Source organism: Acidobacteriota bacterium (assembly GCA_019347945.1).
Lineage (GTDB): Bacteria > Acidobacteriota > Thermoanaerobaculia > Gp7-AA8 > JAHWKK01 > JAHWKK01.
This window is the reverse complement of sequence record JAHWKK010000027.1, coordinates 14,349-40,132: the sequence shown is the minus strand read 5'-3', so window position 1 is coordinate 40,132 and position 25,784 is coordinate 14,349. Positions and strand designations below refer to the sequence as shown.

Sequence of the window (25,784 nt, the reverse complement as noted above, 5' to 3'; positions counted from 1 at the left end):
TGTGGTGGGGTGGGGCGCGGCGGCCCCCCCCCGGGGCGGCGGGGGGGGGGGGGCTGCGGCCCCCGGTGGGGGGGGTTTTTTGGGCGTTTTATGTGGGGGGGGGTGGGGGGGGGGTTGCTCACTTTGTAACTCACCCCCCACCACCCCCAAAACGCCCCCCCTTGGGTTTTTAAACCCCCCAACACCCCCCCCGACCCCGTATCAAACGCGCGCGAAATGAAAAAGGGCAACGGATGCCCGTTGCCCTTCGATTGCTACTGAGTTCAGCCCCGGTTCAGGGAACCTCGAGTATGGCGAAGCGTGAGAGCCTCGTTCCGTCCTGAGTGTAACGGTTGACGTAGATGCGGAGGAGGTCACCCGTTTCCGCATCCTCGACCATACGTCGAAACTCGCTCAGTCGCGCGACGTCTCTTCCGTTGACCGAAACGATGATGTCACCGTGGGTCAGACCGGCGTCCGCGGCGGGGGAGAGCGGTCTGACGTCGACGACGAACAGCCCAGTGGCGGTGTCGGGGAGCCCGGAGCGGCGCGGGTCGGTGATCTCCCGAAGCACGAGACCGAGCTCCTCGCGGGTGTCGTCTCCCGGGCGGCTCCTGCTGTCATCGAGTGGCGACGCATTCAGGCCGGGGCGCTCACCCGTGGTTGCGGCGAGCTTCATCCGCTTTCCGTCCCGGATGATCGTCAGTCCGACCGTGGTTCCGGGCTTCTTGTACGAGACGTAGTCGATGAGATCGCGGGTATTCCGGATCGGTTCGTCATCGACGGCGACGATCACGTCACCAGCCTTCACGCCGGCTCGTTCCGCCGCCTGGTCATCGGCCACGTTCGTCACGATGACGCCGTCACGAGACTCGAGACCGAAGGCTCGTCGCTCACGCGTATCGATATTGTCGATGTTGATTCCGAGGTATCCGCGAACGACTCTGCCTTCGTCGCGAAGTCTCGGATAGATCTGCTTGGCGATGTTGACCGGTACCGCAAAGCCGAGATTCTGCCCGCCGCCCCGAATCGCCGTATTGATACCGATGACTTCACCGCGAACGTTGAGAAGCGGCCCGCCTGAATTGCCGAAGTTGATGGCCGCGTCGGTCTGAATGAGGTTCTCGAACGAGCTGTCGGTCGTCAGGCCGAGCGAGCGGCCTTTCGCCGAAATGACGCCCACGGTGACGGTATTTTCGAGCTGCAGCGGATTTCCGATCGCCAGGGCCCAGTCGCCGATTCGAATCTCGTCCGAGTTTCCGAGTCTCGCGACGGGAAACCGATCGTCGGAGTCGATCTTCAGAAGCGCGAGATCGGTGTAGGGATCGCTTCCGACGACATTGGCAATGTACTCCTTGTCGGTCGAGCTGAGACGAACCTCGACACGGCTTGCCCCCTCGACGACGTGATTGTTGGTCAGAACGTAACCGTCTGGCGTGATGATGAACCCGGATCCGCCACTCACACGCTCGCGCTCGTCGAATTGTGACGGCTCGCGGCCTTCCGGGATCGGGCGAAAGAAAAAGTCGAAGGGATTCGCGCCCCGCATCTCGCTTCGCGAAACGACTTCGGTCGAGGTGACCGATACGACCGCCGGCATCACCCTCTCGGCGACGTCGGCAAAGGACGGAATTGTGATGGCGGGAACATCGTAACCCTGAGTGTTCAGTGAAGAGGTCGCCTGCTGAGCCTGCGTCACGGGAGTGAGATCCAGCTCCATACTGAGAAGAACCCCCGCTCCCACCGAGACGAGGACCAGCGTGAAGATGGCGAGCCCCTTTGAAAAGAAGCGGTTCATATCTGCGTTACCTCCGTTGGTCAGTAACAGGCGCGGACACGGCGCCCTTTCAATCGATCAGACGAGCGAATCGGAAGATTGTTCCGATCACCCATGTTAGGCAACCGTTACGAGGCGAAATTGATGCCCGATCTCGAACTCAAGCCATTCCGGATCCGTGACCTGGTCATCGACCCGCCGCTCGCGCTGGCGCCGATGGCCGAGGTGACCGACACCTACTACCGCTCTCTGATCAAGGAGCTCGGAGGGGCGGGGCTCGTCGTCTCGGAGTTCATCTCCGCCGAGGGGCTGACCCGGAAGAACGATCGCAGCCACAAGATGCTCGCCTTCTCCGAGGCGGAACGGCCAGTCTCGATCCAGATCTACGGCGGCGATCCCGCTCGAATGGACGATGCAGCAGCGATCGTCGAGGCCGAGGGGGTCGACATCGTCGACGTCAACATGGGCTGCCCCGTCCGAAAGATCGTCAACTCCGGCGCCGGCTCTGCGATGCTCAGGGACTTCGACAAGGCGTCGCGAGTCGTCGAGAAGATCATCCGTCGCGTTAAGATCCCCGTCACCGTCAAGGTCCGTAAGGGGTGGGAGAGCGACGACGTCCTCCCGCTGCTGAAACGCTTCGAGGAGATCGGCGTCTCGATGATCGCCATCCACGGTCGGACACGGCAGGAAAAATACACCGGAGCGAGCGACTGGAACTACATCCGGGGCGTCAAAGCCGAGCTCGGGATTCCGGTGTTCGGCAACGGCGATGTCAAAACCCCCGAGGACGCCGTCCGGATGTTCCGGCAGACGGGTTGTGATGGCGTGATGATCGGCCGAGCGGCCCTGCACAACCCCTTCATCTTCCGCGACATCCTCACGCACGTTTCGGGCGTAAGCGTCGACGACGAGGTCTCGCGCCGCGTTTCCGCGATGCGCCGCTATCTGACCAAGATCGAGGGGGCGGACCAGATCGACAAGTGGAAGCTTCACAAAGCCCGAACCGTCCTCGGTTGGTTCTCCAAGGGGATTCCGAACGGCAAGTCGATTCGCAGCGGTCTGGCCTCGATCGAGTCGATCACCGACGTGCTTGGCCTTCTCGATGATTACGAGAAGCTCGTCGATATCCAGACGGCCGAGAGCATCGAAGAAGTCCCGCTCGCCTGTTCGGCATGAGCCGTGGCCTTTCCCCCCCATATCGAACAGGTTCTGATCGCGTACGGGCTTCGACCCGACACCAAGGCATCGCTCTACGAGCTCTACGAGCATCTCGGAAATCCCGCGCTCGACGTCTTCGCCGATCTCGCCGAGGGGGTCACGCGTATGGACGAGATTGCCCCGGAGGATCTCCAGCCGATCCATCGTGAGGTCGTCGAGCGATATGTCGCGCGCAGTCACGCGCGGTGGAGTGAAGGGATGCCGACGCCGTCATTCTGGCATTCGCGGGAGCTGGAGGGTCGCGCGGCTGGTCTGGTAACGCCGATCGGGGTACTGGGGAAGGATGCCGACACCGTGCTGAGACGCCGGCTGATCGGTGCCTGCGAACAATCCATACCCTCTGTGGTGCTTTTGATGAGCCAAAATGCTCATTTCGGCGGCCGGATCGGGAGCATCAGCTTCGATGTGGTCCCTCGGGATGCGGGTCAGGCCAAGGCAGTCGCCATCTCGGAGGGGAGGCAGCACACGATTCCTGGCTCGGTCGGGGAGACCTCCGGCTCGTGGGATCCGGCCGGTGCGGTCGCTCTGATCTGGGAGGTTCAGCCGAACGTTCTCAAGCCGGAAGGCGGCCGGAACGCTGGGATCTCGAAGGTCTGGCGCTCGCTTCGCGAGTGGCATCTGATCACGCTTGTCTCGGCGCTGCAGTGGCTCACCGATCGGAAAACCGAGGTCTATTTCGTCGCGGCCGATGCCCTGGCGATCACGCATCAGGTCAATCCGAAGGCGGTGCTTTCGGAAACGATCGCGGGCCATTACCAGCGTACCGTCGATCGGGCTCTGGCCGCCTTCGACAGCCGGCTCGAGGCTGCTTCGGAGACCGAAGTCCGGAGGCTCGTCGAGCTGGATCTGCCGAACAAGGCCCTCTCGGACTACCTGGAAACCGAGACGGGCGGGGTGGTCCGAATGACGCGGCACGATGCGTAGGGGACGGGTATACCCCTTGCTATCTCCTAATAACGCCGGTGACCATGGAGGTCCGGCAGAATGAGGAGATCGACATGAAAAAAATGACCATTGCAGCACTCGTGCTGAGCGTTTTCTTCGTGGCCACCGCATGCACGTCGCTGAACCAGGTGACGCCGGCACAGTGGGACGACGAAGCGATCGAAGCCGAGGTGAGAGCGAAGATCGCTGAAGACGTTCCGGAAAAGACCTTCGCCGTGGAAGTCGACGTCGATGATGGAGTCGTCTATCTCGACGGTCACGCGGAGAGCAGGAGTCAGGCTCGCCTGATTGCGGACGCCGCGAATGACGTCGAAGGTGTGAAGCGCGTCGTCAACCGGATTCACGTCGAGTAAGCAGGGTTCCGGTAGCAGGAGAAATCGAGGGTGCAGGGGCGAAAAGCCCGGCACCCTCAGTCAGTTGCCGAAGCTGGCGGCGGGAGTGACATCTGATGCTGCTCGTGGATTCTCCTTACGTAGTCTTCGAGCAGGCTCTCGACTCTCTCCCTCGAGGTCGATTTCAGAACGAAACCGACATGATTCTTCTTGTCGAGGCGGAACCAGATCTCCGGGTCGTCGAACGATGAAGTATCGGGCCGCTCGTCCTTGGCGAGCGAGACGACCAGCGCTGCGTAATTACGCTCGGACACGGGCGGCTGGTAGGGAAGCTCATCCTGGGCGATCTCGATCTTTGCCCATTCTGCCCACAGGTTGACTCCGGTCGCAGCCTCGACGAGCTCGGCGATGTTTGCTCCGCCGACTCTTGCTGCTGTTTCGACGAAGTAGAAGGTGTCGTCGTCCGGCTTCTTCAAAAACTCTGTGTGAAGAACACCTCGAACGAAGCCGAGCTCGCGGGCAACCTTACGGTTGTGCTCGAGGAGCGAGCGGGTCAGCGCGTCCGCACGATCCATCGTCGTCGTCGCGAAGACTCCGCCCCCGTGCATGATCTCGAAGGGGGGAGTCCAGTAACGGCTCGCCTCGGCGAAGACGACCTCCCGCTCCCATACGATCGAATCGACGTGGTAAATCGACCCGGGAAGCATCTCTTCGATGAGGTAGCGGGACTGCTCGTCGCCGAGTACATCGATGACTTTCCATGCCTCCTCGGCGCTGCCGACTTTGCGGATTCCGATTGCCGAGGCTTCCGATCGCGGCTTGATGAGCCACGGCGGAGGAACCGATTCCAGAAAGCGGGAGATTCTCGCGTGGTTGGTCATCGCGGCGAATCGCGGGATCGGAATGCCGCGATCGCGTGCGCGGGATCGCATGGCGAGCTTGTCGCGGAAGTAGCGTGCGGTGGTCTCACCCATACCGGGGATCCGGAAGTACTCCCTCAGCCATGCCACGCGCTCGACGTCGAAGTCGTCCAGGGGAGCGAGCCGGTCGAAGTCGTGCTCGCGGAAGAGCCATGCGACGCTTCGGGCGAGCGCGTCCCGATTCTCGAAGTCCGGCAGCCCCCAGATGTCGTCGAGGTACTCCCGCGCCCAGGGCTCCTGCAGTTTCTTTTCGACCGTCAAGAGGTAGGTCCTGCATCCGAGCTCCTTGCAGGTCTGCAGAAACCGGTTCCCCTTGAAGAAGCTCGAGATGCAGAGGATGCTCATGTCGGCGGGCGTTCGGCTGGTCATCGAAGCGAGAGTCTATGACGCCCGGTGTGATTCAGGAACCGGGGCGACGAGCACCGATCTCGCCGGACCAAACACCCCGAGCGGGAGGGCGAGCCTCCGGCGAGCCGCGATCCTCAGAACCGAACCTGAAACCCGCAACGATCCGTGCGGGGTTGGCGTCACCCATCGATCCCGCCAGCTGCGGCTCGCCGGAGGCTCGCCCTCCCGGTCTAACGTTGCATTCGAGTGGAACGCAACGGTGCGGATCAGCAGGAGCTTTGCCCTCCCGGTGATTGTTTTGATCGCGAGGGCGCGCTTTTCTCGAGAACACCTCCAACCTCAAACCTCCAACCTCCAACCTTTTTCACGACGCTCATCGATTGTTGCGGAGCCGCAAGATCGTTCCGATGATCCCGCGGGCCGCGCGCAGGATGCCCGGAATCGTGCCGCTGATCTTGCTTCGGCCGATCCGCCGCTTCGTCCTGACCTGGACTTCCACCACCCGTGCGTTCTCATGGAGTGCTCGCACCTGCATTTCCGCCGTCCACCCATATCCGCGGTCCTTCATTCCGATTCGGTCGAGCAGAGATCTCCGGATCGCCCGGAACGGTCCCAGATCGTGGTAGCGATGATGATAGAGAAGCTGGATCAATGCGACGGCGATCGTGTTACCGATTCGCTGCTGGGGACTGACCGCCCCAGGCTCGGTGAGCTCGGGAGATCTCCAGCCAATGGCGAGATCGGCCTGGTTCCGAAGGAGAGGATCGAGGAGGGGAGGAAGAGAATCGAGGTCCACCGAGCCGTCGCCGTCGATGAATACGACGATCTCGACGTCGTCGCGGAGCGCCTCGATCGCTGCCCAGCAGGCGGCTCCGTAACCGCGCGAGGGTGCCGGTACGACACGGGCGCCCGCCTTCAGGGCCACGTCGGCGGTTCGATCGGTGCTGCCGTTGTCGGCCACGATCACGTCGCGCACGAGCGTCCGGTCGATCCCCTCCACCACGTCAGCGATTGCGGCTTCCTCGTCGAGAGCCGGAATGACGGCGGCGACGATCACCTGGGCTTCTGCTTCGTGCGATCCGGTGGGCCTTCCGGCCCGAAAATACTCGGCAGCGGTTCGTCCTCGACACGGCGTCCCCGGAATCGCCCGGCGGCTCGCAGAACGAAGACGATGGTCGTGACGACACCGAGCCCGATCGCCATCCAAACGAGAGCTCGCTCCCCGGAGCCGGCGTTCGCGAGCGACGGATGAGTGGCGATACCGACGGTGACCGCACCGATCAGGAACGCCCGGATCAGGTACGCTGCCGGATGAGTGTCTTTCCTGCTCATCGAGTCGCGCCAGAGCAGGAAGAGGAACGCGAGAATCGCCGCGATTGCGATCGTGGAAATGGCCAGTGTGCCCACGCTCCGAGTTTACAGGGATGCGCTCCGGATCAGTGCTCGAACCGTGATGGAGCGGCTGCCGAAGGTCGAAGCTTCGGGACACGATGACGCCCCGGAAAGACGCCGCCCGCGTCGATGGCGCATCTCGTCGCCATGTCGATCATCTGGGCCGGATCCGCCGGCTTCCCGAGGCGGGCGAAAATCTCATTCTCGTAGATGGGCCCGCGATAAAGCATTTCGGAGGCGCCGGTGAGGACGATGATCCGCTTCATGAAGGGAAAGTACGTCTCTCTCACGGTCCTCAGAACATCGAAACCGTCGATCCCCGGCATCAGCAGGTCCAGCATGACGACGTGATAGTTGCCGGTGATGAGTTTGAGGAATCCTTCACGGCCGTTCTCGCAGGTACTGGCGTGAAAGCCGTTGCGGGTGAGGAAGGCTTCGAGGAATCGAGCCGTCGAATCGTCGTCTTCGACGATGAGTACGCTGGATCTGGCAGGTAGAGTTTCCATTGAGACCTTCGGCGGAATTGGTCGGATACCGGACTCCGGAACTGCCCTTACGGACATCCCATGATCCGAGGTCAGCTCTTCTTTCCGGATTTTTTGCCGCCCTTTCGGGAACCGCTTTTGCCGGAGTTCGCGATCTTCGCCGCTCGCTCCTTGCTGTAGCCCTTGTCCTTCAGCGCTTCGTATTTGTCGTCGTCCTTGACGCTTTTTCCATGATCTTTGCTCATATTTCCTCCTGTGGTGCGGTTGACTGCAATATTCGGGACACTGCTCGCTCCGGATGACGGCGTCAGCATGGTCGAATCGTGGGAGCAAGACCAGTGACCCGGTTCCCTCTTTAGTGTAATCTCGGGAGGAAGCGTCCAATGTCTTCCCGAACCGAGAGCTCGTCAGAACGAAGTCCGATTGCCGCGACCGCTGCACCCGCGCGCGTCGAGTACGGCTTCGCGTCGAGAGATCGGATGGTCCCTGGGTTCGGCCACGCTCTGGGCGAGGTTCGGTTCGGCGGCGAGGGTCCGGCGCCGGGCTCGGCGCTCCGGATCGCACTGCCTCCGCTCGGATCGGAGAGCGGCGGTGAGCTCCTGGCGAGCGACCGACCGGTTCGCGAGATCCGGGAGGGCAACATCCGGGCGGCTGTCAGCGGGGGGACCGCTTTCGCGACGCTGCAGGCGGAACCGGGCGAGGACCTCTGTTCCGCGACGCGGCGCCTCTACGGCGAGCTGATCGATTTCATGCGCACGGTCGGATCCCCTCATCTCGTTCGCGTGTGGAACTACTTTCCCGGTATCAACGAGAACGAGGTGATCGAACGCTACCAGCGATTCTGTGTCGGAAGGTTCGAAGCGTTTCTCGAGAAGGGATTCGACATGGACCGGGAGTTGCCGGCGGGGAGTGCACTCGGGTCCCGGTCGGGCCTGCTGAGCGTTGTCGCGCTCGGCTCGAGCGAAGCTCCCCGGTTCATCGAGAACCCGAGACAGGTCAGCGCCTTTCATTATCCGGGGCGGTACGGACCGCGAAGTCCGTCGTTCGCGCGAGCCGCTCTTTACGATGCGGAGACGCTCTTCATCTCGGGAACCGCGAGCATCGTCGGACACGAGACGGTTCACGTCGGCGATGTCGCCGGTCAGGTGAGCGAGACGATCCGGAATCTCGATGCGGTCATCAGCGAAGCGTTCGGTCCCGGTGCCGGGCTCGGCTCGCCGGGCCTTCATCCAAAGCTCAAGGTCTATGTCCGGCATGCGAGCGATCAGCCGGAGATCGCATCGATCATCGAGCAGCTGGTCGACCCTGCCTCGGTGCTCTACCTGAACGCCGAGATCTGCCGTTCCGAGCTCCTCGTCGAGATCGAAGCATTCGTCCGCCGCGAACGCTCCTGAAGACGCTTGCACCCCGCGTCCCCGAGACCGCGTCTGACCCGTCCGACGACTCTGACAGATCCTGTCAGTCCTCCGGGTGAAACTTGCCACGCTCCGTGCGGAATCGCATAGAATCGCGCCAAAGGCAACGAAACGAGAACCGCTTCCGTCCCGGAGGGAGGAACCATGTCACACGCGTCGCGGACGAAACCGAGGGGCGTCAGCAGGCGCTGGCCTCTGAAAGGCCTTGCCGCGCTTCCCATCGTCAGTCTCGGCACTCGTCTTGCCGCCAGGAGCCCCACACCCTCAGCGATGCTTCTTACTACGCAGGTCGCGGGCTTCCGCCATGATGGAGGCAACGCGGCACTCGGCGGCCTCGGTGTCGGCAGTGAACTCGATCTTAGGCGCGAGCCCGGAAATGTGCACGACTCGGGAGCGATCGCGGTATATACGCTGAGCGGCACGAAGCTCGGCTACGTCCCGAGGAAGTCCAACGCGATCCCTTCGCGCCTCGCTGACGCCGGATTTGGGCTGCGGGCTCGCGTGGCCGCGATCCACCCAGCCCCAGCACCGCCGTGGGAACGGCTGACTGTCACCGTTGAGGTGGAGCGTGGCTAAAGGTGGGGGATCGGTGGGCTCGCAATCAAACCTTGCGCGCGCCGCGTTCCGGGGTGCCGAACGATAACCGTTACAACAAGCGGGACGTCCCCAAAGGAGGAGCAATGAAGTTCGATGAACTTAGAACGATGACCAGTGACGACGCGGCGTTCCGCCGCAGGCAGGTGTTGCAGCCCGTGGGAGGAAAGGGCGATAAGATCTTTCCACCGACGTACCCGGCAGAGGAGAAGAACGGGCCGCCTCGCCATGTCTACGAGCGGCGTCGCGTGAACGGTGAAGAGAAATGGTGCGTTCTGGTCGACAGCGTGCAATCACAGGCGAACCGTCTCGAAGAATCACTACTCGAGGCGATTCGGAACGGCTTGAAGGCGCCGTACGTGGTCGTCGACTTCTCGAAGGCGGGGCTGGACGGAATCGGAGAGATCACATCACTTGATGCTCCGCATCGAGTGTACGACGCGATTCTGCGTGACAGTCTTCTCGACGGCGAGCCATTCATGAAGAGTGAGACGGGCAAGCGGCTGGCGAAGGCGAAGCTCCAGGATGCATCAAGCCTTCTGGAGGCGTCGCCGACGGCGCTTCTGTTTGGCGCGTGGCACTCAACGGGTGAAGGTGGCGCGCTTGGAGCGAAGTTCGCACGAAGTCTGACCTCGGAGATTGTCGCCATCGACGTACCGGTTGAAGAATCCTTAGTCACTCGCACCGGAGAACTGGTCGTCCGAACAGCGGCACGGAGAACGGGGAGCCGCATCGACCCGCTTGGCGTTCTGCGAAAGGTTGAAGTTTTCAAAGGTGAGTCCGGGTGGAGCACCGATCAATCTGAAGCGGGCAAGAAAGCCAAAAAAGTGCGGCCGTCCGAGATCAATCATGGAAATATCGCTCCATCAATCCAGGCCCTCGGCATCACTTGTGACCATCTGGAGCACACCTTCGTGCTCAGCTTCGCGGCGCTTCGCCGACTTCGGTTCGGCTCACCAGAGAAAAACGAAATCGGTCGCGCCCTCCTTGCTGCACTCGGCCTCGTCGCTCTCGCCGAGCAGGATGCCCGCGGGTATGCATTGCGTTCGCGCTGTGATCTCGTCTGCGACGGACGTGCTGCTATCGAACAAGTTCAGTCAGACGGGTCGACGAACAAAATGTCCCTCGATCTGGACGCGTCGCACGCGTTGTACGAAGAAGCGCGCGCTGCGGCGAAGATGGCCGGATTCGCCCTTCGCGACGAGCCCCTGCGCCTCCAGCCTCAGGACAAACTAGTCGAAATCGTGCGCCAGAGTCAGGAGCTCGCTCTTGCCGGTGCGGGCGGAGAGGATGACGAAGGCGCCGGTGATTCGTAATGCTGATTCTGGAAGTCGAGTATCTCTCAGGCGTCTGTTTCGCGGCCGTAGGTCCTGACAGCGAAGAGCCCGATTGGCCACCGCAGCCGGACCGCGTCTTCTCAGCACTCGTCGCGAGCTGGGGAGCACGCGGAGACGAACGCAGAGCCTCTCTCGAGTGGCTGGAGCATCTTCCACCGCCACTGATCGTGGCCACGACTTCTGAACCGCGAACGGCGCCGGTCGTTTTCGTTCCGCCCAACGATCCGAGGAGTGATCGCAAGAAGGTGGCGCGAGGGGTGCTACCGGAGCTCAGGTCGCGACAGCCGCGGCGATTTCCGTCCTCCCGACCGGCCGATCCCCTGGTCCGATTCGTCTGGGCCGATTCGATTCCTGATGAAGAAACTTTGAGTGACCTCCAGCAGCTCGCGCAGGCAACGGCGTACGTCGGACATTCCACGAGTCTCACCCGGTGCCGGTTCCGAGTCACTCACGACGAAGCCTTGCTCGCGGAAGCGAAGCCGGCGGGGCGGCGGGTCTATCCAGGACGGTTCGAGGAGCTTCGAAGAGATTTCGAGCGAGGACGCCGTCCGCAACGGGGAGATCTCGTGAGAACCGCACAGCCCAAAGAGCAACGACAAATCGGCGTGTTCGCTGATCGATGGCTGATCCTCGAGCACATCGGCGGGGAAATGCGGGACCTTCGAGCGGCGGCTCTTGTCAGCCGGGTTATTCGTGACGCGATCTCCAGCGGATATCGCCGGATCGGTCTCGAAGACCGGATACCCGAAGTAGTGAGCGGCCATCGACCCGACAAGTCGCCAAGCCAGTCGCCTCACCTCGCGATCGTCCCGCTCCCGTTCGCCGGGTTTCCTCATGCCGACGGCCATGTCCTGGGCTTCGCGCTGATTCCGCCGGCAGACAGCAACATTCTTGACGATGGTGACTTTCTCCGCGCCCTGCGTGAGGTGTCTCCGATCGAGGAACGACGCGGTCGCCGAGTTCTCACGGTGACAACGCGGGAGAGAACCCCCGCTACTCAGGCGTTTTCGATCGAACTTTCTCCCACTTTTGAAGCGAGTGCGACTTCGTTGAATCCGAGCCTATATACGATGCCCTCGCGCATGTTCGTAACGGTCACTCCGATCGCTCTCGATCGCCATTTGAAGACGAACGGAGCGCAGCGGGATGAAGAGATCGCAAAGCTCATCAGTGCCGCTTGTCTGAACGTGGGATTTCCGGAACCGTCGCAGATCATTGCTGACAAGCATTCCGCGCTGGAGGGAATCCCTTCAGCCTACCCTTCCGGCAACTCGCCACGTTGGACAGGCTGGCGGCTGCCGCGGTCTCTCAGCAGCCGTCAGCTCGTGCACGCCGTAATCCGCTTCGAGGAACCCGTCGAGGGCCCGCTGATTTTGGGTGCGGGACGTTATTTCGGGCTGGGCCTCTGCCGCCCGCTCCGGGAGAAGTCGTCGTGACTCTCACCACCGAAAACTTCGGGCAGTTCTTCGAGGAACTCCACGGCTACGATCCCTTTCCGTGGCAAAGCAGACTCTTGCGGGAGGTTTTTGATACCGGACGATGGCCGAGGGTGCTTGACCTGCCGACCGGGTCCGGCAAAACGGCAGCAATGGACGTAGCGCTTTTCCACCTCGCACTCGAGGCCGAGCGTGGAAGGGAGCGCCGAGCTCCGGTGCGCATCGCATTCATCGTGGATCGCAGACTTGTCGTCGACGACGCATACTCGAGGGCTCTTGCGATCGAAAAAGCCCTCCAATCTCCGAAAGGAGAGGTCTGCCTTGAAGTGGCGGCGAGGCTAGGGCGGCTCGCGGAATCGAGCGAGCGCCCCCTGATCGCGCGGCGGCTACGTGGGGGTATCCCGCGGGAGCACGACTGGGCGCGAACGCCGTCGCAGCCGACGATTCTCTGCTCGACCGTCGATCAGGTCGGTTCGCGCCTGCTCTTCCGCGGATATGGAGTCACCAACTCGATGAAGCCTGTGCACGCAGGTCTTCTCGGCGCCGACTGTCTGCTCCTTCTGGACGAAGCGCATCTCGCCGAACCGTTCCGTCAGACGCTTCACTGGATTGACGTTTACCGGTCGGAGAAGTGGAGAGAGGCGCGTGAATCCTCTCCGCATGCGTTCGCACTGCTGACGGCGACCCCGGGTGACCGGAAGGACGACCACACGGCTCTGCCGTTTTCGCTGAAGGATGACGACCGGAACCATCAGGTCCTGCAAAAGCGCCTCGATGCTTCGAAAAAGGTTCGATTGATCGAGACGAAAGGACCCGTAGAGAGCGATCTTACCATCCGAACCGAGGCCCTGGTCGGTGCGGTCGAACAAGCAACCGAACACTTCAAAAATTCGGACAACGGTGCGGCCCGCCCCGCGATAGCCGTCATCGTCAACCGCGTCGCACGGGCGCGTTCGGTGTACGAAGAACTGACGAAGCGACACCAGAGCGAGATTGATGACGAGAAGATCGACCTGATTCTGATGATTGGACCAGCCAGATCCATCGATCGCGATCAGCTCGCTGATCGACTGAAACCGATTCGCACACGGACTTTGACAGACGCAGAGACGAGAAAGCTCGAGAAGACGATGGTCGTCGTCGCGACTCAGTGTCTCGAGGCGGGCGTCGATGTCGATCTCGATGCGGTCATTTCAGAAGCGGCGCCGATCGATTCCCTGCGTCAGAGATTCGGACGGCTGAATCGCGCCGGCCGCGACATTACCCCGTGGGGTGCGGTTATCGCGATGTCATCCGATCTCCACAAGAAGTACGAGGACCCCGTATACGGCGGGGCGATCAAAGAAGCGTGGGATCGAATGGCAGCGGCACAGGGATCGAAGAAGAAGAGTTGGGTAGACTTCGGGTTGAGCACGTTTGCCGTCCGAATGGACCCGCCGGCGCTCGCGCCGAAAGACGACGCGCCGGTACTCATGCCTGCGCATCTCGACCTGCTGTCACACACCTCACCAATTCCTGCAGCCGATCCGGATTCGGCGCTATATCTCCACGGTCCGCACCGCGCACCCGACTCGGTCACTGTCGCATGGCGCGCGGACCTCGAGCCCCGCAACACTGAAGGCCGGCGGCTGCTGACGCTCGTTCCCCCTCAGTCTGGCGAGACGATCGAGCTGCCCGTCTGGGCGGTGCGGCGATGGCTCGAGCGTCCGAGCGATCGCATCGAGGATCTCGCGGATGTACCCTCCGAGGCGGGGGAAGACTCCGAGAACAGACGACCATCGCGACGACAGATCTTTCGATGGAAGGGGGACGACGACGCATCGGAGTGGATTGAGCCCGGCGAAATCCGGCCTGGCGAAAACGTCGTCGTTCCGGCTAGCTATGGGGGTCTTGACGAGTACGGCTGGAAGCCCGGGAGTGATGCCGATGTCGCCGACGTCGGAGCACAGGCAGCCGCGCCGTTCGCCGGAAGACGCTTCTCGGTGAGAGTGCATCCCTCTCTCCCGGGGGTGAATGTGTCGGAGACGGCTCTCTCGGACGCACTCGCTTCGGTTCAGAACGCACGCTGGAAAGACGCTCGTGACGTTCTTCTGGGTCTGCCTCTGGAGGAGCAGTTGGCGAGTGACCTCGGAAGGCTGAGCGAGGCTCGACGTGGCGCGGTACATCACTACTTCGATCTCTACGGAAAGGGCGAGGAGGATCGTCCGCGGGGCGTCGTGTTCGTAGCACCGCTGGGTCTGAAGGACGGACCGTCTCGCGACGCGGCGGCGTCTGCTACGGAAGCCAGGGGGCTGGCGACGCAAAGTACCGAGGACGATCTGGCGGGATCGATTGGGGGATACTGTCTTCCGCTTGAGCAGCACAGCAAGGATGTCGAAGAAAAGGCCGGAGCATTCGCCTCGAGGGTGGGTCTGTCATCCGATCGCGTCAGAGATCTCAGTCTCGCAGGCTATCTTCATGACCATGGAAAAAGCGATCAGCGCTTCCAACGATGGCTTTACTACGGCGATCCGCTCGGGGCTGATCCCGAAACGGTGATTGCCAAATCGGCGAGACCGCTGCCGCGGAAAGCGAGAGCCGCTTCTGGCCTTCCGGAGCACTGGCGGCATGAAGCGCTTTCCGTTCGAAAGGCGATGGCTCATGAGCGTCTCACATCCGCCGCGGACGCAGATTTGGTGTTGTGGCTCGTAGGAACCCATCATGGATTTGGCAGGCCGTTCTATCCGCACTCCGATCCGACGGAGAAAACGCCGGAAGTCGGACCTCAATCACTCGCCTTCGACTGGAAGGGACGCGATTGGCCGACCCTGTTCGAGACGTTGAAGGCGCGCTACGGCGTCTGGGAGCTGGCGCGGATGGAGGCCATCCTTCGGCTGGCTGATCACCGGGCCTCCGAGGATAAAGCCATGGAGGTGCATGGATGAGTGATGCAACCCGCGTCCACCGCCTCGACGGGTTCGAGCCTGACAACCTGCTCTCGTTTCTCGCGCTTTTGGGTCTGTTGCGCGCGCTCGAAGCTGATGACCGTGACCGGCCGGAGAAAGAGAAGCTTCGTGCGCGAGTCTCATGGTCCCTCGACGATCCGCCGTTGCGGCCGATTTTGCATGTGAGTTGCGTGACCGACCCACTCGATATCGTTGGCTCGACGATCAGCGGGCTTGCTCGCATCCTGCCAGCTCACGGGTTTGGCGGAAGGAAGTTGATTGACTTCAGTCAGAAGGAGTGCCAGAAACTTCTAAAAGAAAGTATCTCAGATGCAAGTCCTATGTTCCGAGATCGGACCGATGCGCTTGCAGCACTCATGACGGATCAGGCGCTAAGATTGAAGAAAGATTCGGTAGAGCCTACTCCTTTGTGCCTCCAGTTCGGAGGTGGTCAGCAGTATTTTCTCGAGCGGTTGGCACAGGTGCCGCGACAGGATCTTCCGACGAAGCGGCCAGGACGGACGCTGTCGGCCGACTCGCCCGAGGAATGCCTACGACAGACGCTTTTCGACCGATGGAGCAGAGACGATGATCTGACTACCTCATTCCGATGGGATGCAGAGGAAGATTCGCGCTGGGCGATGATGGCCGGTGACCCTACGGACACGAAGTACAAGATTGGAACCCAGCACGGAGCCAATCGACTGGCCTCGGTTGGACTCTCGGCGGTGACCGTCGTCCCCGTGCAGAGAAGAACTCGTGTGCGGGTCGGCGTGTTAGGGGGAGCAGTCGATCGGGGCCGATTTACGTTCTCCTGGCCAATCTGGCGGGAACAGGCCTCACTCTCAGCGATCAGGGCAATGCTTGGTCATCCGGAGCTGCTCGTGCCGCGAGGTCTTTCGCATCTGGGAGTCGAGCAGGTCTTCACGTCGCGACGTATCGATGACCGGTCGATGAACTTCACGCGCGCACTCCCGCTCTCCGCAATCAAGTCGGAGCGAATCGAACCGCAGCATCGGAAGCGTGCTCGGTGAGCGGCCCAAGCTCTGGCGACGGCACGTCCCGCGTGCTCACTCTGATGACCACCTCGGGAAAATCCGAAAAGTGAGCGCCGATGAAGACTGGTTGAACTGTCAGCCACGTCCGACGGGTCCGGCAAGTCCCACTTTCTACGAGGAGTAGACACCTTTGCAGAAGGCGGTGATGCGGTCCCGCCTCGACGAGCTCCTCGATCATGACGCGGATTGGCTTCTGAGACGGAATACGGCCAGGTCATCGGCGGGGATCGAGGTGCTCGGGTGGCCGAGGCGTTTCCGGCGGCCCTCTGCGACGGAGGTATACCGGGTTAAAATCGAGAAGCGAATGAACCGAGAAAGCGTCGCGAGGGGTGGAGTGCCGAAGTTTGTCGGAAGGACCGCTCGTCGCCGTAAATCCGGGATCTTTGACAGTCGAAACACGCTGGCCGTGCGCTGGCGAGTGTGACGGGGCGAACCGCTCGCGAGACAGCGAAATTGGCTTGTATTTACGGGCTCGGAACCGCGGGCCTTTCCGAGCCTAAAAAGGTGCGGCCCATTGAAGCTGGGCCGGGCCGGGCCGGGCATTCTCTGGGCGGACTTCTACCAGCTTTCCGCCAATGAAAGGCGCGACCCCATTGAAGGAACCGGCTCTGGAACGCGTTTCTCGGCAACACCGGCTTTCCGCAACTGAAAAGGTGCGGCTCCATTGAAGCGCCGAAGCCGCGCTGTCGATGGACCCCGAAGTTACCCTTTCCGCGCCTGAAAAGGTGCGGCCCCATTGAAGGAGCACATCCATCAGCCGATGCCGCACTCCGGGCTTGCGGCTTTCCGCGTCTGAAAAAGCGCGGCCCCATTGAAGCACGATGTGCGCGAACCATCCGCGCACCCGGGGCTGGTGGCTTTCCGCGTCTGAAAAGGTGCGGCCCCCATTGAAGCGATCATACTGGTTCGAGGTGAGCGGCAGAGCTTCCTTCCGCGCCTGAAAAAGTGCGGCCCCATTGAAGCTGGAATCTGGCGCCCCGAGGTTTCCGGCTTTCGGTCGCTTTCCGCGTCTAAAAGGCGCGGCTCCATTGAAGTCGGCGAGAGTTGACCTTGAGACGGCGGGGTCCGGGGCTTTCCGCATCTGAAAAGGTGCCGCCCCATTGAAGCCTCGTCGATTCGTCGGCAGTTCTCACAGCGGAGGTTCTTTCCGCGCCTGAAAAGGTGGGGCCCCATTGAAGCTGCTGCGAGGGATGCGGGCATGACCATCAGTCGGACTTTCCGCGCCTGAAAAGGTGCGGCCCCATTGAAGCACGAAGTTGTCGCTGACGTAGATCCTGAGTTTCAGCTTTCCGCGCCTGGAGAGGTGCGGCCCTATTGAAGCACGTCGTTGAAGTTGTTGCCCAGTTTGTACTTCGTACTTTCCGCGTCTGAAAGGGCGCGGCTCCATTGAACGCCGCGGAGCAGCTGCACCGCGAGATCGGGGCCTCCCCCGACTGAAGAGACGCCGCACCTTTACGGCCATCCGCGGCGAAGTTTCGCATTTCGTTGGGTCTTTCTCAGTGGTCAGCTCCCCGCAGCCGGAGACTCCGGTGCAGCGATGGACGAAAGCGGGCCGCATGGGCAAGCATCGGCTGTCTAGAACAGTTGCCCCGCATTCGCATCTTTGAATCAGCAGGCGTGACGTAATGCGAAGCGCGGACAGATTCGAAGCTAGCCTAGGTCGTTAGCCTGCCGAGGTTGCGTGCGAGGAAACGTGCTCCGCCAACTCCCTAGGTTAGAATCGAGAATGAACCGGGAATGTGTCGCGACGGTGGGGCGCCGAAGTTCGTCGGAGGGCACCGCTCGTCGCCGTGATTCCGGGGTCTTTGATAATCGAAACACGCTGGCCGTGCGCTGGCGAGCGGGGCGGGGCACGAACCGCTCGCAAAGCAACGAAATTGGCTTGTATTGACGGGCTCGGGAACGCGGGCCCTTTCCGCGTCTGAAAAGGCGCGTCCCCATTGAAGCCGCGAGACAGGATTGCCCCCCCACCTGCGTTTCGTCCTTTCCGCGTCTGAAAGGGCGCGGCCCCATTGAAGCGGCCACACGTGATCCACCACCGTTCCGGGCTCGTACACTTTCCGCGTCTAAAAAGGCGCGGCCCCATTGAAGCGCTTCGTCGCCGAGATCCTCGACCCGGACGCCGCCCTTTCCGCGTCTGAAAAGGCGGGGTCCCATTGAAGGTGAGCTGGCCCGGATCGCCTCGCCCCCTGTAACATCCCGGCTTTCCGCGTCTGAAAAGGCGCGGCCTCATTGAAGCTCCACTTTCCGAACGTGTCTCCCGTCCGAGGGCCACCTTTCCGCGTCTGAAAAGGCGCGGCCCCATTGAAGCGTCTCGGGGATAAGGACGACGTTGAGTGCTCGCAGTTCTTTCCGCGTCTGAAAAGGCGCGGCCCCATTGAAGGGAGAACGTGTCGATCACAACCCACTCGACGCCTGAGCTTTCCGCGTCTGAAAGGGCGCGGCCCCATTGAAGGTTCGCAGCCTCAGCTACCAGCTTGATCGGCTCGGTAGTGGCTTTCCGCCTCTGAAAAGGTGCGGCCCCATTGACAGGTCAGACGCGTCCGACAGGTCTGACGGTCCCACAGGCCTCTCAGATTTCACGCCGCCGATTTGAGCTATTCTGCCCGTCACGGTGAAGAAGACGCCAAGGGTCGATCATACGCCATCGGGTCTGCTGAGAGCTCAGGGACGTGTACCGCGTGTGGAGGCTGCGACGCTCGCGGAGCGCCCGCTCGATGATTCCCGTTACGTCCCGCTCCACGCCGCCGCTCCGCTCCGGCCCGCAATCTCGACCGGGGGCTCGTGATCGAAGCCGGGTGACAGCTTCTCCAGGAGGCGATCAACTTTTTCTCCGACGCCTGGAATCGTTCGAAACGCGACCTGATCGAGCGCGGTTGCGAGAAGTGCATGCTCGTCCAGGGTCAGCGCGATCGCCCGGGGCCGGAGCGCATCGAGCAACCGATAACCTTCATCGTCTCTGACCACTGGAAGCCGCGCGGCCTCGAGCCGACCAATGTCACGGTAGACCGTCCGCTCGGAAACGCCGAGCTCCTCGGCGAGCGCGGCGGTGCGCCAGCGTCTCGAGCCCTTGAGCAGCTCGGCCATGGCCAGAAGTCTCTCGGTCGTCTTCATGGGAGTGCTGAATTGTAACAGCAGAAGACAAGTTGCTCAGGCCGGGGAGGGCACCGGTTTCGGCCCGGGCTTCTCATCGATGACCGAGCGTCGCAGCGGCACGTCCGCGCCGGCGAAATGGCACGCGGCGAACTGTCCCGCCTTGTGCTCGAGCAGCGCCGGGACCTCCTCGGAGCAGATCGGAAACTGGGCGATCGGGCAGCGCGTGTGGAACACGCAGCCGCTCGGCGGATCGATCGGAGTCGGGATGTCGCCGTCGAGAAAAATCCGCGACTTTTTCCTGTTCGGCTTCGGCAGCGGTACCGCTGAGAGCAGTGCCTTCGTGTAAGGATGAAGCGGATCGTCGTAAATCCGATCACGCGAGGCGAGCTCCATGATCTTGCCGAGATACATCACGGCGACCCGCTGCGAGATGTGCTCGACGACCGCGAGATCGTGCGCGACGAACAGATACGTGAGGCCGAGCTCCTTCTGGAGATCCATCAGAAGATTGACCACCTGAGCCTGGATCGAGACGTCGAGCGCCGAGACCGGTTCGTCGAGGACCAGGAATTTCGGATTCGTAGCGAGCGCGCGGGCGACGCCGATCCGCTGACGCTGCCCGCCGGAGAACTCGTGGGGAAACCGCTTGAGGTACGAGGGATCGAGACCGACGGTCTCGAGCAGCTGCGCAACACGTTCCCGCCGTCCCGCTTTCGAAAGATCGCTGTGAATCACCAGCGGTTCACCCACGATCGTTCCGACCGTCATACGCGGGTTGAGCGAGGCGTAGGGATCCTGAAAGATGATCTGCATGTCCTGGCGCTTTTCGCGCATGGCGCGGCTTCCGAGATCGGTCAGCTCGGTGCCCTCGAACCGGATGCTCCCCTCGGTGGGCTCGATCAGTCTGAGGATCGATCTCCCCGTGGTCGTTTTCCCGGAACCCGATTCGCCGACGAGGCCGAGCGTTTCCCCTTTCGCGAGCGAGAACGTAACGCCGTCGACGGCCTTCACCTGCCCGACGGTCCTCGAGAGGATCCCCCGCTTGACCGGAAAGTACTTTTTGAGGTCCCGCACCACAAGAAGCGGCTCGCCCTCGCCGGCGGGAACCTTCGGCGCTTTCTGGGCGGTGTCGGCGGTGGCTTCACTCACGGGTTGAGCTCCGGATCAGGCGGATTGAGCTCCGGGTCGGGCGCATCGCCGTAAAGATAACAGCGGACTTCGCGCTGCTGCCCGAGATCGTAGAGAGCGGGCTCCAGCCCCGAGCAGACTTCCATCACATCCGGACAGCGAGGGTGGAACTTGCAGCCGGACGGTAGGTTGTCGATGCCGGGGACCATTCCCGGGATGGTACTCAGCCGCTCCGGCCGCCCGTGCGCTTCCTCGTCGAGACTCGGCAGCGAGCTGAGCAGGCCGCGCGTGTAGGGATGTTTCGGATCGCCGAAGAGCTGGGTGACTTCCGCGTCCTCGACCACTCTTCCGGTGTACATGACGACGACGCGTTTGCAGAATTCGGCGACGACTCCGAGGTCGTGCGTGATCAGAAGGATGGCGAGACCGAGCCTCTGCTGGAGCTCCGCGAGAATCTCCATGATCTGCGCCTGGATGGTGACGTCGAGTGCGGTGGTGGGCTCGTCGGCGATCAGAAGCTCGGGATCGCAGGAAAGCGCCATCGCGATCATCACGCGCTGTCGCATCCCTCCGGAAAGCTGGTGCGGATAGTCGTCGAGCCGTTTGAAGGGATCGGGAATCGAGACGAGCTCGAGCATCCGTCCGGCTTCCTGTTTCGCTTCCTTCTTACCGAGGTTTTTGTGGATCATGATCGCTTCGGCGAGCTGGTCGCCGACGCGGAACACCGGATTGAGGGAAGTCATCGGCTCCTGGAAGATCATGGCGATCTCGCTTCCCCTGATCTTCCGCATTTCGTTCTCGCTGATCCCGAGGAGATCCCTCCCCCTGTAGCGAACCGAGCCGGAAAGGATGCGGCCCGGAGACTGGATGAGCCGCATGATCGACATCGCGGTGACGCTCTTCCCGCTGCCGGATTCCCCGACGAGCGCGACCGCTTCGCCCCGCCCGACCGAGAACGTCACTCCATTGACCGCCAGAACGAAACCGCCCGGAGTCGAAAACCCCGTTCTGAGGTTGTCGACCTCGAGCAGCTGATTGCCGATCTCGCGGGGGAGGCCGTCGGGAGTGCGCACTTCGTTTGTGGTTGCGACGGTCACGTTGAGGGATTGCCAAGAAAATTCGGTGCCAGAAAGAGAGTTGCCAGTTGCCAGTTGCCAGTTGCCGTTGCCGGTTGCCGGCTGCCAGTTGCCGGTTGCCAGTTGCCGGTTGCCGGAAGAATTTCCCGTTGCCAGCGCCAGGACTGACGGAAGTCTATCGGTTGATCCTTTCCGGTCACAACGGGAGCGGGGTCATGCCCATCGCCTGAGCAGCGGAATCCGGCGCAGCAGCTTCCGGGTCTCGGGGATCCGGAGCAGAGCGGCGAAGGTGAGGTAGGCGAGCCCGAAAATGAGTGCGGCGACCGCGCCGCCGGCGATGTGATTGATCCCGAACCGGCCGGTGATGATCGAGCGTACCCACTCCGCTGCGGGTCTCGCCGCCAGTGATGCGACGATTCCCGCGCCGAGGGCGGCGGACCAGAGCTTCATGAGAAAGGACGGTTCTTCGCTGAACTTCCCTATCCTTCGGGTGAGAGTCCGCTTCAGAAGGAAGTACTCGACCCAGCCACCGACGGTTCCACCGATCGCAATGCCGATGAGCCCGAGCGCATTCGTCGGGTTCGTGACCGCCGGAATCGGGATGCCGGTCGTCCGGAAGAGCTCGACGATCAGGGGGCGGAGTGGAATTGCGAAGAGGTACGCGAGCGCCGCACTCACCGTGATCCGGACGATCGCGTATCGAAGCGGCGTCCTCGTGTCGCGCATCGCATAGTAGGTCGACGAGAGAAGCCGGGAGAACGTCGCCGCGAGAAGCCCGATCGAGATCGTGATCAGGATGTACCAGACCAGCCGAGTGTCGCCGGAAGTGAATCGCCCCCTTTCGTAAATCGCTGCGACGAGTACATCGCCGATGAATACGAAGGCCATCGCGGACGGAGCGATGAAGAAGGCGATCTGTCGAAGTCCTGCATGAAGGCGCTCGCGAAGGATCTCTCTCGCTTCCGCGTCCGGCGCCAGGACGCTGGACATCTTCGGCAGCTCCGATGCGGCGACCGACATGCCGAACAGCGACACGGGGAGCAGGTAGAGGACCTGTGCGTATCCGAGCGTCGCCATCGTTCCTGCCGCGAGAAGGCTGACGATGGCCATGTCGATGAATGCAGAGACCTGGACGACGCCCCGGCCGAGAACCACCGGCACGAAATTGCGGATGATCTCCCTGACGGGCTCGAAAGCGGCGTCGAGTCCGTATCGGAGTGTCGGCGCATAACGGTAGACGAACGGAACCTGTACGGCGAACTGGAGAAACATTCCGACGACCGTTCCCCAGGCGAGCGCCGTCACGAGCGAATATCCCTGGATCCTCGCCCCGAAATAGATGAGCGTACCGATCATCACGAGGTTGAGAATCGTCGGGGCGACGTAGGAGAGGAAAAACATCCGGTGGCTGTTGAGGATCCCGAGGCACCACGCCGAGAGGACGAGGAGTCCGACGCCCGGAAAGAGAATTCTCGTGAGTGAGATCGTCATCTCACGTCTCACACCCGAAAAGCCGCCCGCGATCAGATCGACGAGCGGCTCGGCAAGCAGCATCCCGGCGATCACGAGTACACCGACCACGACGACGAGAAGGCTGAAGATGATGCCGGCAACGCGTCCGGCGGCTTTCTCGTCCTTTTCTGCGATCAGTTTTGCGTAGACCGGGATGAAGGATGCCGAGAGGACGCCCTCACCGAGGAGATTCTGGAGGAAGTTGGGGATTCTGAGCGCGGCGCGGAAGGCGTCGGCGGGTCCGCTGGCCCCGAGATAGAAGGCCATGACGCTCTCGCGAGCGAAGCCGAACACGCGGGAGATGAGGATTCCGGCACCCACGAGCGCAGCGTGCGCCGCAGGGGGTTTCTGCGGGGTCCCGGGCTCGGCCGCGTCCGGACCCCTGTCGAGAACCGGGCCTGATTCGGTCTGGCTAATTTTCGATCCGGTCGCTTTCGTCGTCCGTTTCCCGAAGGAAACTCGGGAGGCCTGCACGCGAGGAGATTGTGTCGTCGCCGTCGTAATCGACGATCTTTTCGACTTTCGGGGGGATTCCGAGCTGGCGTTCACGTCGCCTCTTGCGCGTGGCGATGACCAGATGCTTCTCGCGCGGTGACGTGCGACGCTCGACTCGAATCGTGTTCCTGCCGGCGTCCTTTGCGCGATAGAGCGCCATGTCGGCGGCGTCGAACATCTCCTCTGCACTCGTGAATGCGGTCTGCGGATAGTTTGCGACCCCGATGCTCACGGTGACGTCGGGGAGCTCGGGCTGGTCCCGGAAGTGTGCTTCAATGGCTGCCCGGATGGTGTGGGCGGTGGATACGGCGTCATCGACGGTCGAGTCGGGCATCAGAACGGCGAACTCTTCGCCACCGAACCTCGCCACCGAGTCTCTGGTCCCGACCGCGTTCGCCAGAACCGTGGAAAGCGTTTCGATGACCCGGTCGCCGGCGAGATGGCCGAGCGTGTCGTTGATCCTTTTGAAGTGATCGATGTCGACCAGCGCAATCGAAACGCGGCCACGAGCTTCCTTTACTATCGAGAATGTCCCGGCGAGCAGCGAATGGATCGTGGCGTGATTGTGCAGCTGCGTGAGCGCGTCGGAGCTCGCGAGCCGCTCGAGCCGCGTATTAGTCAGAAGGAGCGTTCGTCTCAGCTCGATGGCTCTCGCGGCAATTCTCAGTCGCGAGACGAGCTCGCGTTCCCGGATCGGGATCGAGACGACGTCGTCGGCACCGCGATCGAGAGATTTGACTCGCCGCTCGACATCTTCTGCCGCCGCGGCGACGATCACGTAACGGTCCCGGCGATGCGGATCGTCCTTGATCGAGGCGCAGAGCTCCATTGCGTCCTCGGGGCTCTTTCGGGCATCGACGATCAGAGCGTCCCACGGGTATTCGTCGACGTCGATCGCCTCGCGTAACGGGACGAAAATCCATTTCTCGTCGGCCGCAATCTGCGAGACCGCTCCCAGCACTTCCGGATCCTGAATTCTCGCGGCGAGGACGAGCGCCAGGGCTTCGGGCAGGGACTGCTTGCCGCGGGGGGACATTTGCACGAAATCATAGGCTTCGAGGGTGATCGATGGCAAACCGAAGGGGAGGCTCGGGATGGGAATCGCGGCCCTCCATGTCGAGCATCGACAGAATGGCAGAGAGGTTGCTCTCCAGGGGCGTACGAAGCCGAAAGGGGAGCATTCATGAAAGCGAAGCTGATTTTTCCGACAATCATCATCCTGACCCTCATCGCTCCCGCGTGCAGCAGCGGCGGGGGCTTCAATCTGATCTCGCTCGAGGAGGAGTGGCAACTCGGACGGCAGCTCGAGGCCGACATTGCCCGGCAGATGACGATCAACCGTGATCCGACGGTCAACCAGTACGTGAACCGGCTGGGCCAGGCGATCGTCTCGAAAACCTCGATGGCGCAGCTCCCGTGGAACTTTCACGTGGTCCAGTCCGACGAGATCAACGCCTTCAACATCCCCGGCGGCCACGTGTACGTGACGACGGGCCTGATCAATGCCGCCGATCAGGCGAACGAGCTCGCGGGCGTCATGGCTCACGAGATCGCTCACGGCGTCGAGCGGCATGCGACCGAACAGATGAGCCGCGCCTACGGGCTGAACATCCTCGCGAGCATCGTTCTCGGACAGGATCCCGCAACGTATCAGGCGATCCTCGCACAGATCGTCGGCACCGGCGCCCTCGCGAGCTTTAGTCGTGACGCCGAGCGCCAGTCGGACGACCTCGCCGTCAACTGGATGACGGCTGCCGGGTACCACCCGAGTGGCATGGTGTCGATGTTCGAGACTCTGATTCAGAATCGGCGGGGATCTCCCGGAGCCGTAGACAAGTTCTTCTCGACACACCCGGTGACGGAAAACCGGATCGCCGACGTGAACGAGCAGATCTCGCGGATGTCGCTTCCATCGAATCTGATTCGCGACGAACAGGCGTACCAGGCGGTCCGCGCGAGAGTCTGATAACCGGCTGCCGGTTGCCGGTTGCCAGTTGCCGGGTACGATCCAGGTACATTGTTAACAGAGATGTATAGGTTGATTGTTACCACTCTGTCGCCCGCTGAAGCGGGCTCGACACTGAATTTGGGAAAGCTTCTGTCCCCCGGCTGAAGCCGGGGGCTAAGATCTGTCGCCCGCTGGTGCGGGCTGACCCGATCGCGAACACCAAACGCGGGAAGCGCTCAGGGCAAAGGAGAGACGAGCACCCGCAGTCCTTTCCATGGATCCACAGCTCTTGCCGCCACCTCAGGGTGGTAACAATCCACCTGGACAAGAGTGGTGACGATCAACCTGGTTGCACACTGGCAACCGGCC

General features: G+C 62.1%; 21 protein-coding genes and 1 CRISPR repeat array. Of the genes, 10 read left to right on the top strand and 11 right to left on the bottom strand.

Going from position 1 to position 25,784, the window contains the following annotated elements:
* Positions 1–274: 274 nt before the first annotated feature.
* Entirely contained in the window at positions 275–1,777 is a 1,503-nt protein-coding gene (locus KY459_14505) for a Do family serine endopeptidase (protein MBW3565920.1), read from the bottom strand.
* A gap of 123 nt (positions 1,778–1,900) precedes the next feature.
* On the opposite strand from KY459_14505, the gene dusB reads away from it, so the two are divergent.
* The 3 genes from dusB to KY459_14490 all read left to right on the top strand — a co-directional run bounded on the left by dusB (position 1,901) and on the right by KY459_14490 (position 4,272).
* Positions 1,901–2,932 (top strand): tRNA dihydrouridine synthase DusB, encoded by a 1,032-nt coding sequence (gene dusB, locus KY459_14500; protein MBW3565919.1) that lies wholly within the window; start codon positions 1,901–1,903, stop codon positions 2,930–2,932.
* A gap of 3 nt (positions 2,933–2,935) precedes the next feature.
* A complete protein-coding gene (locus KY459_14495) occupies positions 2,936–3,898 on the top strand; it encodes a hypothetical protein (GenBank protein ID MBW3565918.1) in 963 nt (320 codons plus the stop codon).
* A gap of 74 nt (positions 3,899–3,972) precedes the next feature.
* Complete coding sequence (locus KY459_14490; GenBank protein ID MBW3565917.1) at positions 3,973–4,272, top strand: BON domain-containing protein; 300 nt, start codon at positions 3,973–3,975, stop codon at positions 4,270–4,272.
* Between the two features lie 56 nt (positions 4,273–4,328).
* On the opposite strand, the gene KY459_14485 is transcribed toward KY459_14490, so the two are convergent.
* The 5 genes from KY459_14485 to KY459_14465 all read right to left on the bottom strand — a co-directional run bounded on the left by KY459_14485 (position 4,329) and on the right by KY459_14465 (position 7,641).
* On the bottom strand, positions 4,329–5,516 hold the full coding sequence (locus tag KY459_14485; GenBank protein ID MBW3565916.1) for an ATP-grasp domain-containing protein: 1,188 nt from the start codon (positions 5,514–5,516) through the stop codon (positions 4,329–4,331).
* A 376-nt stretch (positions 5,517–5,892) separates the two neighbouring features.
* Positions 5,893–6,576 (bottom strand): glycosyltransferase family 2 protein, encoded by a 684-nt coding sequence (locus KY459_14480; GenBank protein MBW3565915.1) that lies wholly within the window; start codon positions 6,574–6,576, stop codon positions 5,893–5,895.
* Positions 6,573–6,926 (bottom strand): hypothetical protein, encoded by a 354-nt coding sequence (locus KY459_14475; protein ID MBW3565914.1) that lies wholly within the window; start codon positions 6,924–6,926, stop codon positions 6,573–6,575. The genes KY459_14480 and KY459_14475 overlap by 4 nt, the downstream gene beginning before the upstream one ends.
* Positions 6,927–6,955: 29 nt before the next feature.
* The gene (locus KY459_14470) at positions 6,956–7,417 is read right to left on the bottom strand and encodes a response regulator (GenBank protein ID MBW3565913.1); all 462 of its coding nucleotides are present in this window, start codon (positions 7,415–7,417) and stop codon (positions 6,956–6,958) included.
* Between the two features lie 71 nt (positions 7,418–7,488).
* Positions 7,489–7,641 carry a hypothetical protein gene (locus KY459_14465; GenBank protein ID MBW3565912.1) on the bottom strand — a complete coding sequence of 51 codons (153 nt, stop codon included), beginning with the start codon at positions 7,639–7,641 and terminating at the stop codon, positions 7,489–7,491.
* 138 nt (positions 7,642–7,779) lie between these two features.
* Between KY459_14465 and KY459_14460 the strand changes: the two genes are divergently transcribed.
* The 6 genes from KY459_14460 (at position 7,780) to KY459_14435 (ending at position 16,136) form a co-directional block, all read left to right on the top strand.
* Positions 7,780–8,790 carry a hypothetical protein gene (locus KY459_14460; protein MBW3565911.1) on the top strand — a complete coding sequence of 337 codons (1,011 nt, stop codon included), beginning with the start codon at positions 7,780–7,782 and terminating at the stop codon, positions 8,788–8,790.
* A 291-nt stretch (positions 8,791–9,081) separates the two neighbouring features.
* Complete coding sequence (locus KY459_14455; GenBank protein ID MBW3565910.1) at positions 9,082–9,387, top strand: HIRAN domain-containing protein; 306 nt, start codon at positions 9,082–9,084, stop codon at positions 9,385–9,387.
* A gap of 104 nt (positions 9,388–9,491) precedes the next feature.
* Complete coding sequence (gene cas7u / locus KY459_14450; protein MBW3565909.1) at positions 9,492–10,721, top strand: type I-U CRISPR-associated protein Cas7; 1,230 nt, start codon at positions 9,492–9,494, stop codon at positions 10,719–10,721.
* On the top strand, positions 10,721–12,178 hold the full coding sequence (gene cas5u6u / locus KY459_14445; GenBank protein MBW3565908.1) for a type I-U CRISPR-associated protein Cas5/Cas6: 1,458 nt from the start codon (positions 10,721–10,723) through the stop codon (positions 12,176–12,178). The genes cas7u and cas5u6u overlap by 1 nt, the downstream gene beginning before the upstream one ends.
* Positions 12,175–15,102 (top strand): type I-U CRISPR-associated helicase/endonuclease Cas3, encoded by a 2,928-nt coding sequence (cas3u, locus tag KY459_14440; protein MBW3565907.1) that lies wholly within the window; start codon positions 12,175–12,177, stop codon positions 15,100–15,102. The genes cas5u6u and cas3u overlap by 4 nt, the downstream gene beginning before the upstream one ends.
* Before the next feature lie 398 nt (positions 15,103–15,500).
* Positions 15,501–16,136 carry a hypothetical protein gene (locus KY459_14435; protein MBW3565906.1) on the top strand — a complete coding sequence of 212 codons (636 nt, stop codon included), beginning with the start codon at positions 15,501–15,503 and terminating at the stop codon, positions 16,134–16,136.
* A gap of 1,935 nt (positions 16,137–18,071) precedes the next feature.
* Positions 18,072–18,691: a CRISPR direct-repeat array (repeat unit 35 nt; unit sequence CTTTCCGCGTCTGAAAGGGCGCGGCCCCATTGAAG).
* A gap of 196 nt (positions 18,692–18,887) precedes the next feature.
* On the opposite strand, the gene KY459_14430 is transcribed toward KY459_14435, so the two are convergent.
* The 5 genes from KY459_14430 to KY459_14410 form a co-directional block, all read right to left on the bottom strand.
* Positions 18,888–19,274 carry an HTH domain-containing protein gene (locus KY459_14430; protein ID MBW3565905.1) on the bottom strand — a complete coding sequence of 129 codons (387 nt, stop codon included), beginning with the start codon at positions 19,272–19,274 and terminating at the stop codon, positions 18,888–18,890.
* A 36-nt stretch (positions 19,275–19,310) separates the two neighbouring features.
* On the bottom strand, positions 19,311–20,405 hold the full coding sequence (locus KY459_14425) for a dipeptide ABC transporter ATP-binding protein (protein MBW3565904.1): 1,095 nt from the start codon (positions 20,403–20,405) through the stop codon (positions 19,311–19,313).
* Positions 20,402–21,427 (bottom strand): ABC transporter ATP-binding protein, encoded by a 1,026-nt coding sequence (locus KY459_14420; GenBank protein ID MBW3565903.1) that lies wholly within the window; start codon positions 21,425–21,427, stop codon positions 20,402–20,404. Before KY459_14420 ends, KY459_14425 begins: the two co-directional genes overlap by 4 nt.
* A 246-nt stretch (positions 21,428–21,673) precedes the next feature.
* Entirely contained in the window at positions 21,674–23,446 is a 1,773-nt protein-coding gene (gene murJ, locus KY459_14415; GenBank protein MBW3565902.1) for a murein biosynthesis integral membrane protein MurJ, read from the bottom strand.
* On the bottom strand, positions 23,385–24,503 hold the full coding sequence (locus KY459_14410; GenBank protein MBW3565901.1) for a diguanylate cyclase: 1,119 nt from the start codon (positions 24,501–24,503) through the stop codon (positions 23,385–23,387). The genes murJ and KY459_14410 overlap by 62 nt, the downstream gene beginning before the upstream one ends.
* Before the next feature lie 147 nt (positions 24,504–24,650).
* On the opposite strand from KY459_14410, the gene KY459_14405 reads away from it, so the two are divergent.
* A complete protein-coding gene (locus KY459_14405; protein MBW3565900.1) occupies positions 24,651–25,433 on the top strand; it encodes a M48 family metalloprotease in 783 nt (260 codons plus the stop codon).
* The last annotated feature ends 351 nt before the right edge of the window (positions 25,434–25,784 follow it).